Source organism: Neptunomonas sp. CHC150, from assembly GCF_030397555.1.
GTDB classification, from domain to species: Bacteria; Pseudomonadota; Gammaproteobacteria; order Pseudomonadales; family Balneatricaceae; genus Neptunomonas; species Neptunomonas phycophila.
The window spans coordinates 239,179-251,483 of sequence record NZ_JAPNXU010000008.1; the positions used below are offsets into that span (position 1 = coordinate 239,179).

The window sequence follows — 12,305 nt, forward strand, 5'->3', positions numbered from 1 at the left end:
GTTAATGGGATGCTAAATACATTATCAATACGCTCGTATACTCGCCAACGCGCAGGGCACGCTCATAATTACCATCAATTGGTTTTGCCTTTATACGGTGTCATTTATATTGAATTAGATACCGTTAGCACGAGAGTGGGGCCTGGCGAGTGTGTTGTGATTAGATCGGGCGATACGCATTATTTCACGGCACAAGAAGAGTCGCGCTTCGTGGTCGCTGATATGAGCGAATTGCCTGAAAACCTGTGTGATATGTCCAGCTCGGTGTTCTCGGTATCGGAGCCTCTGCGGTGCTATCTAAGTTTTATTGAGTCGCAGCTTGAACACCAAGTGAATACGCATCTCGAAGCGTCGATGTATCATCTGTTTTGTAAACTTTTAGCTGAACAAAACACGCTCAGGCATATCGATACTCGCGTATTATCTGCGCAGACGTATATAGCTGATCATCTATCATCGAGGTTGTCGATAGACCACTTAGCTTCAATTGCCTGCCTAAGCCAGACACAATTTAAAAAAGTCTTTAAAGAACACGTAGGCTTCAGTGTTATGCAATACATCACACACGTGCGTATGGAAAAGGCTAAGGCATTGTTAGCTCACACGGATTACCCCGTTCAACTAGTCGCTGAAAAGGTAGGCTATACAGATGTGTCTTCGTTTAGTCGACGGTTCACCGCTCATTTTGGTTTGACCCCCCGTGAAATAACCCACTGATGCAGAAACGGCTTACAAGCCTATAAAAGCGTCCGATCTGCACAATAGTTATAGCGCAAAGCATTACACTAATGCTTTCTAATAACCGCTAAACGTGTTGATCTTATGAACGAACTCAAAGGCCGCTTTGCCATATTGCTTTCATGTTTTTTGTGGGGAACGACAGGTGTAGCAGCAAGCTTTGCGCCGAACGTCAGCTCCTTAGCAATAGGGGCTTTTTCGATGGGTGTTGGTGGCTTATTGCTGATGCTAACGTCAATGCGGTCGCTCCAACAAGATTGGCATTTATTATGGCGTTGTCGCGTGCTGGTCGTGGTAGGTGCTTTGGCTGTTGTCGTGTACCCACTCGCTTTTTATTCATCCATGCGCTTAGCCGGTGTTGCCGTTGGTAATGTGGTTTCGTTAGCCAGCGCCCCGTTTTTCGCTATTGGGTTTGAGTGTCTGATCAGCAAAAAAAGACCGAGTTTCGCTTTGTTGCTTTCACTCGCTATCGGCTCAGCAGGCATCGTGTTGTTAGCGTTACAAAAAGGGGAGGTCTATGCGGATGCAGCCACCAATCATTTGCAAGGTATTGTGTTAGGTTTGTTCGCCGGTTTGAGCTACGGGCTTTATTCTTGGACAGCCAAACGAATGATTATGCAGGGGGTTAAATCACAGTCGGCTATGGGCAGTATGTTTGGGCTTGCTTCTATCGTATTAATTACCACGCTTTTTTTCACAGGCGAACAGATATTCGCTAGCCAAATGAGTACGGGAGTCGTGCTTTATATCGCACTAGTCCCTATGTTTATAGGCTACCTCGCGTTCGGATATGGTTTAGGCTTTGTACCTGTTAGCAGTGCAACACTCATGACGTTGTTTGAGCCAGTGGTCGCTACCGTATTAGCCATAGTCGTATTAGGGGAAGTGGTTACTGCGCTTGGTTGGTTAGGCATGGTGTTCATTTTAATATGCTTAGTCTTGCAATTAGCATTTAAAAGTAAATAACCCAACACAATTAGATGGTGTTGGATTGCTCCGCTGTTGTGCTGGGCTGCTCTTTTTTGGCGCGCTGCCGCAAAGGTTAACGCCACATTTACCGTTTTATAAGTTGAATTTCTAGTTAATAATAAAATTTTCACTCTTGGCGCTGTTTTTGCTTATTTCGTTAAGTAAGTACTTAATGAAAATAATTTGTGCATTAAATATCAGTGTTTTGAGGCTTTATTTTGTCTGATCAATTGATTGAATTAACGGTGAATGGCGAGCGCGTGAAAGTGTCCGCTGACCCTTCTACCCCTTTGCTGTATGTATTGCGCAATGATCGTCAACTTAATGGTCCTAAGTATGGGTGCGGCCTAGGTGAATGCGGTGCTTGCACGATTCATATAGATGGTAAAGCTGCTCGTTCGTGTATTGTGCCATTACGAGCAGGTGTTGGGCGTGAAATAACAACATTAGAAGGGCTTGGGGGAATTGGCACGTTGCATGTGGTCCAGCAAGCCTTTGTTGATGAACAGGCCGCACAATGTGGTTATTGTTTAAACGGCATGATTATGACCACAGCAGCTTTCTTATCTCATTGCACTGAGATACCCGATCAAGCCGCCATCAAAGACGCGTTAAAAGCTAACTTGTGCCGTTGCGGTACGCACGTCGAAATTATTAAAGCCGTTGAAACTGCGGCGGCGGTTCTCTTCTCTTCTACTTCTCATTTTCCTGATAAGGAAGTGTAAAATGTCTGACTCTTCCTCGCTAACGTCCCCGAGTGATGTATTTCTGGCTAAGCCTGAGGGCTTGTTTTTAATTCGGCCTAGTGCGCCACCATTAAGTCCTGCACAAAAGCCTGATGAACAAGCTAACGCCGTCGAAATGGAGCTGTTTTTAGTGATAGAGCCCAATGGTGCAATTACCGCATTAAATGGGCATGTTGATCTTGGAACCGGTATTCGTACCTCCTTGGCCCAAATTGTAGCTGAAGAGCTCGACGTCGACGTTCATAACGTTAAGATGGAACTAGGGGATACGCGCAAAGTGCCAAATCAGGGCGCCACCATTGCTAGTGCCACTATTCAAATTACAGCTGTACCGCTTAGACAGGCCGCCGCAACAGCTCGTCATCATTTGTTGTTAGCAGCGGCAGGCCATTTGAATTACCCGCCCGATACGCTCATGTTTAATAATGGTGTTATTTGCCTTAAAACAGACATGACGCAATGTGTTAGCTACGCAGAGCTTGTTGCGGGTAAGAAAACCGTGATTCAGGTTGATGAACACGCGACGCTAAAGCCAGTAAATGACTATAAGATTGTCGGGAAGTCGGCAAAAAGAACGGATATACCTGCTAAAGCAACGGGGGAGCTTACCTACGTCCACGATGTGAGAATTCCAGGCATGCTGCATGGCAGAGTTATTCGTCCGCCCTATGCGGGGCGCGATGGGGGGGAGTTTATCGGCCAAAGTTTACTGGAAGTCGAGCGAGATTCGATATCGCATATTCCGGGCGTTGTGGCTATCGAAGTCATTGGTGATTTTATTGGGGTGGTGGCAGAGCGCGAAGAGAATGCGATTCGTGCCATGAAAGAGCTAAAGGTCCATTGGAAACCTAACCCCGACCTCCCTGATCTAACAGATTTAGCGCATGCGGTACGGGCTAACCCGTCAACGCAGCGTACTTTATTAGATGAAGGAGATGTTGAAACGGCCATCGAAAACGCTGAGCAGCGGATGCAGCGCACTTATGTATGGCCTTATCAAATGCATGCTTCTATCGGTCCTTCTTGTGGTGTTGCCGATGTCAGTACCAATAAAGTAACTGTGTGGTCAGGGACGCAAAACCCTCATTTGCTGCGCGCAGACTTGGCTTTTTTGCTGAATATTGATGAGCGTATGATCGAAATCCTGCGCTATGAGGCTTCGGGATGCTACGGAAGGAACTGTGCCGATGATGTGTGTGGTGATGCAGTGTTATTATCCCGAGCGGTTGGGCGCCCTGTACGTGTTCAGTTAACACGTGAGCAGGAGCATCTTTGGGAGCCGAAAGGTGCGACTCAACTGATGGAAGTTGACGGGGGCATTAACACGGATGGAAGCCCTGCAGCCTATGATTTTACGACGTCGTACCCGTCCAATGGTGCGCCTATGATCGGCTTGCTACTGACGGGTGTTGTTGACCCCGTGCCTGCGGCACTGGAAATGGGGGACCGGACCAGCATCCCGCCTTACCATTTTGATCATATTCGAGTCCGTGTGAATGATATGGCGCCTATGGTCCGTGCGGCTTGGCTGCGTGGAGTGTCCGCTATGCCAAACACCTTTGCTCACGAGTCGTATATTGATGAATTGGCCGAGGCGGCAGGTGTCGATCCTATCGAGTACCGCTTACGTTATTTAAAAGATCCGCGTGCAGTTGAGTTGGTCGAGTCTGTTGTTAAACGTGCAAACTGGTCCCCACGAGAAGGGCATTGGTCACCACCTGCTCCTGTAGGCTCAATCGTAAAGGGGCGAGGTTTTGCCTACGCGCGTTACATACACAGTAAGTTTCCAGGTTTCGGTGCAGCGTGGGCGGCATGGGTGGCTGATGTCGAGGTAGATACGCAGTCGGGAGAAGTCAGTGTGACGCGTGTCGTCGTCGGTCACGATGCGGGATTAATGATTAATCCGGATGGTGTGCGGCATCAAATTCAAGGAAACGTGCTGCAATCAACGAGTCGCGTCATGAAAGAACAGGTGACGTTCAATGAAACGGCTGTTGATGCGAAAGAATGGGGCGCTTACCCGATACTCACTTTTGCGGAGATGCCGGATATTGAAGTGTGGATGGCGGATAAGCCAGAAGAGCCGCCTCAAGGCGCGGGAGAGTCGGCGTCCGTGCCCAGCGCCGCGGCGATTGCTAATGCCATTTTTGATGCGACGGGTGTACGTATGCGTCAGCCGCCTTTCACCGCAGATAAAGTAAAAGCGGCTTTGGCGGCACACGCTCAAGACAGCATGCCAAAGGCAAGTAAACCAAAAAAAGGGTTGGGTAAGTGGTTTGCTGGCGCTGCATCGGTGGTAGGCGCGTTGGCCGTGTTATCACCATGGCGTCCCGCCATCCCTCAGATTACTGCGCCGGCTACGTCCTTATATTCCCAAGCAACGATTGCGCAAGGCGAGAAGCTATTTGCGGCAGGGGACTGTGCTGTTTGTCATACAGCGCAAGGCGGGGTTCGCAACGCGGGAGGGCGACCTTTAGATACTCCCTTTGGTACCGTATATAGTACGAACTTAACGCCGGACCCTGAGACTGGGTTGGGGCGTTGGTCTTTTACCGCCTTTGATCGGGCTATGCGTCAAGGGATTAGTCAAGATGGGCGACACCTGTATCCTGTTTTTCCTTATACGGCTTATCAGAATATATCTGACAGCGATATGCAGGCGCTTTATGCCTACATTATGTCGCAGCCTGCGGTGAGTTATGAGCCTCCTAAGACATCATTAGGCTTTCCGTTTGGCGTACGTGCATTAATGGCGGGTTGGAATACGCTGTTTCTTGGCCGCGCTCAATTTCAAGAAAGACAAGATCAAAGCGAGTTATGGAATCGAGGGGCTTATTTGGTTAATGGATTAGGCCATTGCAGTGCTTGTCATTCGCCTCGTAATTTTATGGGTGCAGAGAAAACGGGCGCCGCGTTTTTAAGCGGAGGGGATGTCGATGGTTGGGAGGCTCCTGCATTGACGACATTGAGCAAGTCACCAACGCCGTGGACTCAAGAAGCGCTTTACGATTACTTGCGTACAGGCTATTCGGCTGAACACGGCCCAGCAGCTGGGCCGATGGGGCCTGTTGTAGAAGAGATGGGTAAGTTACCGGACTCTGATATACAAGCGATAGCGCACTATTTGTCCAATATCGAAGGAGCGGTGGTAACACCCCGCACAGAGCCAGCTATTCAGCCTAAAACGGCTCCTCAGGAGCAATTGGCAATTGTTGCATCTAACGAAGGGTTGAATTTGGCTGGTTCCGAAGGCGAGCGTCTATTTCAAGGAGCGTGTGCCGGGTGTCATACAGCGCGCAGTGCAAATGATTGGTTTGGCGTTAGCCCTCTGATGGCGACAAATACCAATGTTTTTAGCGACCGGCCTGATAACCTCATTCGGACTATCTTAAACGGCATTGAGCAACCAGCTAATGACAATTTAGGGTTTATGCCCGGTTTTTCGGAGACCTTCAGCGACGATCAAGTGGTAAAGCTGGTACAGTACATACGATTAAAGTACGCTGAAAATAAGCCTATGTGGGTAAACTTGTTAGATACAGTCGCGCGTATACGGGCAAACCCAGGTAATCACTGAAAATAAGCCGTGGCTTAGGCGTTTCTGGTTTTACTCACAATGGATTTTGTTATGGCATCAGATAATATCAGTGACTCTCCTCAAGTAGTGCGCACAGGCAAGCGTGCACAACAAGCACGAGAGACGCGAGAAAAAATTTTAAAAGCGGCCGTGAAGGTGTTCGCTGAAGACGGCTTTTCTGGGGGGCGTATTGATCGGATTTCGAAAGAGGCCGATTCGAACGACCGCATGATTTATTATTATTTTGGCAATAAAGAGAAACTCTTTCTTGAGGTATTAGAGTCTATTTATTTGGCTTTTAATGAAGCGGAAAGGCGTCTTGATTTAGATTTATCCGACCCCGTTGAAGCATTAAAAGGTATTGTACGTTTTACTTTTGCTTATTATTTAGCACACCCTGAGTTTGTCGCCATTCTGAATGACGAGAATTTGCACCGAGGCCGTCATTCTCGTCAGTCGAACAACATACAGAACATCTCAGGCGATATACAAAGTAATTTAAAGCCTGTGTTTGAAGAAGGTCAAAAAAGAGGGCTGTTTCGCCCAGATGTGTCCGTTCGTAATTTATACCTGACTATATCAGCCTTAACTTACTTCTATTGTTCTAACCAACATACCTTAACCATTTTTATGAATCAGGATTTCAAGAGTCCGGAATTTCAATCCCAATGGCTCAATCATATCATCGATGTAACCTTGAACTCGGTTATGATTAGAGGTGAGAGTTAAATGGAATTTGTGGTGTGTACGTTAATAAAAAATGATTTAGGTCTATATTTAGTGCTTTATTAGTGTGCGGTTTTTTGATGTATGCACTGTTTTGATTAGTTATTGGAAATAATCCTGGCAAAGTTAGAGGTTGATGTGAGAATCAGTGAATTACCGTTTGAAAAATGTGAGTCGTTAGATGAGCAGACTGATTATGTTTTTTCAGAGCAGGTTGGTCATTTGCTTCGTAAAGCTTACCAATGGCATATGTCTATTTTCCAAGACTTAAGCTGTGAGCCTAACTTAACAGCCCCTCAATTTGTTGCTTTGTGCACGATTCAAGAGATGGGAAGCTGTTCTATCACCGACATTGTTAAAGCTACAGCAGTAGACCAAGCAACCATGCGGGGTGTCGTGGAGCGTTTAAAATCAAAGGAATGGATCAATTTATCGGAAGATCCTAATGATCGGCGTAAAGTGGTTATTCAACTAAGTGAAAGTGGAGCCGATTTAGTCGCTCGCATGGTGCCTTGCGCGAAAGAGGTTACCGAAGCTACGCTTGGAAATCTGAACCCCGCCGAGCGGGTAGCGCTTATTTATCTGCTTAAGAAAATGGTACAAAGCTGATTTGGGAGTGGTTAAAAGAAGAGGCTATATGCCTCTTTTTTTATGGCGTACACGCTCAAATAATAGAAAAATCACTTTTTAGTGTGTTCTTCAACATCTTGGTCTAATCATTGCATTATTTCATGAAGTGCTTACTACATGAATATTTGATACGCACTCTGGTTGTTAATTTAACAAGCGGCAACCGGAATGCATAAATAGCAAGGTGAGGGTCATAATGAAAAAGGTCATTCAGAGCGTAATCAAAAGTGGTTTGGTCATCGGCTCCTTAATAGTGATGCCCACCTGGGCTGCTGACACTATCAAGTTGGGTGAAATTAATAGTTATAAGGCAATGCCTGCTTTTCTGGAGCCGTACAAAAAAGGTTGGGAAATGGCAGTAGAAGAAGTGAATGCCGCCGGTGGTGTATTAGGCAAGTCGTTGGAGGTAATCAGCCGCGATGATAATGCTAACCCTGGTGATGCTGTGCGTGTTGCCGAAGAACTGCGCTCTCGTGAGCGGGTTGATATGCTATTTGGCGGTTTTCTATCGCATACGGGTTTAGCGCTAACGGACTATGCTCGCCAACGAAAGATTGTGTATCTTGCTGCTGAGCCGCTAACCGACAAAATGGTATGGGAAGATGGCAATAAGTATACCTATCGTTTACGTCCATCGACTTATATGCAAGTGGCTATGCTGGTTCCTGAGGCGGCCAAGCTTAATAAAAAGCGCTGGGCTTTGGTTTATCCTAATTATGAGTTTGGGCAGTCAGCGGCTGCTACTTTCAAAAAGTTACTGTCTGAAGCGCAGCCTGGTGTTGAGTTTGTTGAAGAGCAAGCCTCTCCATTAGGAAAGATTGATGCAGGGTCGGTTACTCAAGCGTTAGCAGATTCAAAGGCAGATGGTGTCTTTAATGCACTGTTTGGTGCTGATTTAGGTAAGTTTGTTCGTGAAGGTAATACGCGTGGTTTGTTTAAAGATACTCAAGTCGTTTCATTGCTAACAGGTGAGCCAGAATACCTAGATCCTCTTGGATCAGAAACACCTGAAGGCTGGATAGTGACAGGCTACCCATGGAGCAGTATTACAACGCCAGATCACAATGCCTTTAAAAAAGCCTATGAAGATAAGTTCGGTGAGTATCCTCGTGCAGGCTCAGTCGTCGGTTATGCCGCAATCAAAAGTATCGCGGCTGCTATAGAGAAAGCAGGCTCAACCAACACGGACGACCTAGTTGCTGCATTTAGCGGTTTACAAGTTGGTACACCTCTAGGCGAAATTACTTATCGTACACAAGACAACCAATCTACGTTTGGTACGTTTGTTGGCACTACGGCGCTAGTCAACGGTAAAGGTGCTTTGCTGGATGCTTACTATGTGGATGGTGCGGATGTTCAACCCTCTGACGAAGAAGTAGCTAAGCTGCGTCCTGCTCAGTAATTATCGCATTAGGCGCGCTTCACACTGCTTTCTATGAAGTGCGCTGTTCTTTTCTTTTAGACTGTAAAGGATCACGCTCATGACTTTTTCAGGTTTGTTAGTACAACTACTGAATGGGTTAGCGGACGCGTCATCATTGTTTTTGGTGGCCGCGGGCTTATCACTCATTTTTGGAGTGACACGGATTGTTAACTTCGCACATGGCTCTTTCTATATGTTGGGCGTGTATCTCTCATATACCTTAGTGAGCCATATGGGCGGGACAGTGCCCGGTTTTTGGCTGGCCGTTATTGTGTCTGCAGCGGTTGTTGCGCTGGTGGGGGCATTAATAGAAGTCACTATTCTCCGTCGTATCTATCATGCTCCTGAGTTATTCCAGCTGCTAGCTACTTTCTCTTTAGCCTTGATTATTCAAGACGCTACATTATTTATCTGGGGGCCGGAGGATTTATTTGGTCCGCGTGCACCAGGGCTTGATGGCTCTATTGAAATTTTGGGACGACAGTTTCCCGAATATAACTTGTTATTAATTGCTATTGGCCCTGTGGTATTGGGTCTCTTGTGGCTGCTGTTAACGCGCACACGTTGGGGGACTTTAATCCGAGCAGCTACGCAAGATCGTGAGATGGTATCAGCTTTGGGTGTGAACCAAGCATGGTTGTTCACAGGTGTTTTTGCCTTAGGTTGTTTCTTGGCAGGGCTAGGCGGTGCGCTGCAAGAGCCTCGTTTACCGGCCAACTTAGCGCTGGATATGGAAGCGATTGGTACGGCCTTTGTGATTGTGGTTGTCGGTGGAATGGGGTCGATTCCTGGCGCATTCTTAGCCGCGTTGCTTATCTCCGAACTTAAAGCTTTGTGTATCGCTATTGGTACATTGCAATTGTTTGGTATCGACTTTTCATTCTCAAAGTTGACCTTAGTGGTCGAGTTTTTAGTGATGGCTATCATCTTGGTGATTCGACCATGGGGTTTGTTAGGGAAGCCACAAGCGCCTTCACGTAATAGTCATGCCGCTGAAGCCCCTCTTCGTGGAGCACAACCAAAGATGAAATGGGCTGCTGGCGTATTAGTGCTCGCTTTAGTTGCTGTTCCTTTCCTACGCGATAGCTTTCCTTACGCTGAGATAATTCTGGTTGAGATTTTTATTGCAGTTCTCTTTGCCGCAAGTCTCCATTTCATCATGGGACCAGGTGGTATGCACTCATTCGGACATGCTGCTTACTTTGGGTTAGGTGCTTATGGTGCTGCCATATTAGTAACCGCTTGGCATTTGCCCATGGAGTTAGCGTTAATATTTGGTCCGTTGTTGGCTGTGCTGGGGGCCCTACTTTTTGGTTGGTTCTCGGTTCGTTTAAGTGGTGTTTATTTAGCGATGCTGACTCTAGCTTTTGCACAAATCGTGTGGTCGATTGTTTATCAATGGGATGACGTCACTGGGGGTAGTAACGGCATATTTGGTGTGTGGCCTGCTGATTGGTTGTCATCGAGCAGTGCTTTCTATTACCTCGTATTGGGTATCACTTTAGTCGGTGTTTTAGTGTTGCGTCGTATCTTGTTTGCGCCCTTTGGTATGGCATTAAGAGCTGGCCGGGATTCTGACCTGCGAGCAGATGCGATTGGTATTGATGTTAAGCGTATTCAGTGGGCGGCGTTTGTTGTTGCAGGTTTATTTGGGGGGATTGCCGGAGCCGTATTTGCCTTTTCTAAAGGGGGGATCTCGCCGGAGGCTATTGGTGTGGGCCGCTCTATTGATGGTTTAGTGATGGTGTTGTTAGGGGGTGTTCAAACGTTAGTGGGGCCTATTGTAGGGGCATCTATCTTTACTTGGCTACATGACTCTATCGCCCGTGAGACCGAATATTGGAAGGCGGTGCTCGGCATGGTGATTTTGTTTTTAGTGCTTTTATTTCCGGCCGGAGTGGTTGGTTCATTAACGCATTTTTGGCATTGGATTGTTGCACGAAAGAAAGAGGGGCTTAACCCCGTTTCTATTAAAGCTAAGGAGGCATCATGAGCTTACTTAAAGTCGAGCATATAGCGAAATCATTCGGTGGTGTTAAAGCCATTAACGATGTGTCTTTCGAGCTGCCAAAAGGACAGTTATTAGCCCTGTTAGGCCCCAATGGCGCAGGGAAGTCGACATGCTTTAATATGCTGAATGGGCAGTTAAGGCCTGATAGTGGCTCTATTAAGTTAGAGGGTGTGGAATTGGTAGGCAAGCATCCTCGTCAAATCTGGCGGGCAGGTGTGGGGCGTACTTTTCAAATATCAGCAACCTTCGGCTCGCTAACGGTTTTAGAAAACTTACAGATGGTGCTGTTATCGCGTTACAAAAAACTGAACCGCTGGTGGAAACCTGTCACGCATTATTTTCAAGAAGAGGCGATGGTATTGCTAGATCAGGTAGGCATGGCTGATCAAGCTGATCGAGCGTGCAGTGTTTTAGCTTACGGTGATGTTAAGCGAGTAGAGCTTGCTATGGCGCTAGCACATGAGCCTACACTGTTGTTGATGGATGAGCCGACAGCCGGTATGGCACCGAGAGAGCGTAATCAACTGATCGCCTTGGTAAAGAAAATGGTCGTTGACCGTAACTTATCAGTGCTCTTCACAGAGCACAGCATGGATGTGGTTTTTGAACATGCAGACAGGATGATGGTGTTTGCACGGGGTGAGCTAATTGCGGATGGTGATAGCGATATGATTCGAAATGATGCCCGTGTTCGGGAAGTATATTTCGGTAGTGGTAAATCGTTTGAGGCAGCATAGGAGAGCGTTATGCAAGATACTATTTTAGATGTTAGTGGCTTAAATGCCTTTTATGGTCGGGCGCATATCCTCTTTGATGTAAACCTAAAGGTGGGACGTGGTGAGGTGGTTGCATTGATGGGGCGTAATGGCGCTGGTAAATCAACCACCATGAAAGCGGTTATGGGGCTGTTAAATCGTACTCAAGGCGAAATTGATTTTATGGGCGAGTCAATTAAAGCAGCGAAACCCCATGCAATCTCTCGTATGGGCATGGGCTTTGTTCCTGAAGATCGTCGTGTGTTTGCTGATTTAACTGTTATGGAAAATCTTGAGGTGGGAACTCAGCCCCAAAGAGATTTAGCACCCCATTGGACACCGGAAAAGCTCTTTCGCTTATTTCCTAACTTGGGTGAAATGCCTGATCGTCCTGGAGGGCAAATGAGTGGCGGCGAGCAACAGATGCTAACCGTATCGCGGACCCTGATGGGAAATCCGTACTTGGTTTTGTTGGATGAGCCGTCTGAAGGTGTAGCCCCTGTGATTGTTGAGCAAATGGCGAACATGATAATGGCGCTCAAGAGGGAAGGTTTATCAATTTTACTGTCAGAACAAAATCTGCAGTTTGCGAACCTTGTTTGTGATCGTGCATATGTGTTGGAAAATGGACATATTCGTTACCAAGGTAGCATGGACGATCTTGCGGCTAACGAAGAAGTGCGTCGAAACTATTTGTCGGTATAACAAGTCGCTTTTCTGATGTAAGTCG

At 46.9% G+C, this 12,305-nt stretch carries 10 protein-coding genes; all 10 read left to right on the top strand.

The genetic code is table 11. The features are described 5' to 3' along the window. Positions 1–9 precede the first annotated feature (9 nt). The 10 genes from OW491_RS10395 (at position 10) to OW491_RS10440 (ending at position 12,280) form a co-directional block, all read left to right on the top strand. Positions 10–717 carry an AraC family transcriptional regulator gene (locus OW491_RS10395; protein WP_290035894.1) on the top strand — a complete coding sequence of 236 codons (708 nt, stop codon included), beginning with the start codon at positions 10–12 and terminating at the stop codon, positions 715–717. Between the two features lie 105 nt (positions 718–822). Further along, a complete protein-coding gene (locus OW491_RS10400) occupies positions 823–1,704 on the top strand; it encodes an EamA family transporter (RefSeq protein ID WP_290035897.1) in 882 nt (293 codons plus the stop codon). Between the two features lie 221 nt (positions 1,705–1,925). After that, on the top strand, positions 1,926–2,432 hold the full coding sequence (locus OW491_RS10405) for a (2Fe-2S)-binding protein (RefSeq protein WP_215151577.1): 507 nt from the start codon (positions 1,926–1,928) through the stop codon (positions 2,430–2,432). Position 2,433: 1 nt separating this feature from the next. Next, on the top strand, positions 2,434–6,030 hold the full coding sequence (locus OW491_RS10410) for a molybdopterin cofactor-binding domain-containing protein (protein WP_290035898.1): 3,597 nt from the start codon (positions 2,434–2,436) through the stop codon (positions 6,028–6,030). Between the two features lie 51 nt (positions 6,031–6,081). Next, entirely contained in the window at positions 6,082–6,759 is a 678-nt protein-coding gene (locus OW491_RS10415; RefSeq protein ID WP_215151579.1) for a TetR/AcrR family transcriptional regulator, read from the top strand. Positions 6,760–6,894: 135 nt separating this feature from the next. Further along, a complete protein-coding gene (locus OW491_RS10420) occupies positions 6,895–7,365 on the top strand; it encodes a MarR family transcriptional regulator (RefSeq protein ID WP_290035899.1) in 471 nt (156 codons plus the stop codon). Between the two features lie 217 nt (positions 7,366–7,582). Continuing rightward, positions 7,583–8,788 carry an ABC transporter substrate-binding protein gene (locus OW491_RS10425; RefSeq protein WP_290035901.1) on the top strand — a complete coding sequence of 402 codons (1,206 nt, stop codon included), beginning with the start codon at positions 7,583–7,585 and terminating at the stop codon, positions 8,786–8,788. Positions 8,789–8,867: 79 nt separating this feature from the next. Continuing rightward, on the top strand, positions 8,868–10,802 hold the full coding sequence (locus OW491_RS10430) for an ABC transporter permease (protein ID WP_290035902.1): 1,935 nt from the start codon (positions 8,868–8,870) through the stop codon (positions 10,800–10,802). Further along, positions 10,799–11,557, top strand: coding sequence for an ABC transporter ATP-binding protein (locus OW491_RS10435; RefSeq protein ID WP_215151623.1), 759 nt, complete (start codon positions 10,799–10,801; stop codon positions 11,555–11,557). Before OW491_RS10430 ends, OW491_RS10435 begins: the two co-directional genes overlap by 4 nt. A 9-nt stretch (positions 11,558–11,566) precedes the next feature. Beyond that, complete coding sequence (locus OW491_RS10440) at positions 11,567–12,280, top strand: ABC transporter ATP-binding protein (protein ID WP_215151582.1); 714 nt, start codon at positions 11,567–11,569, stop codon at positions 12,278–12,280. Positions 12,281–12,305: the final 25 nt, after the last annotated feature.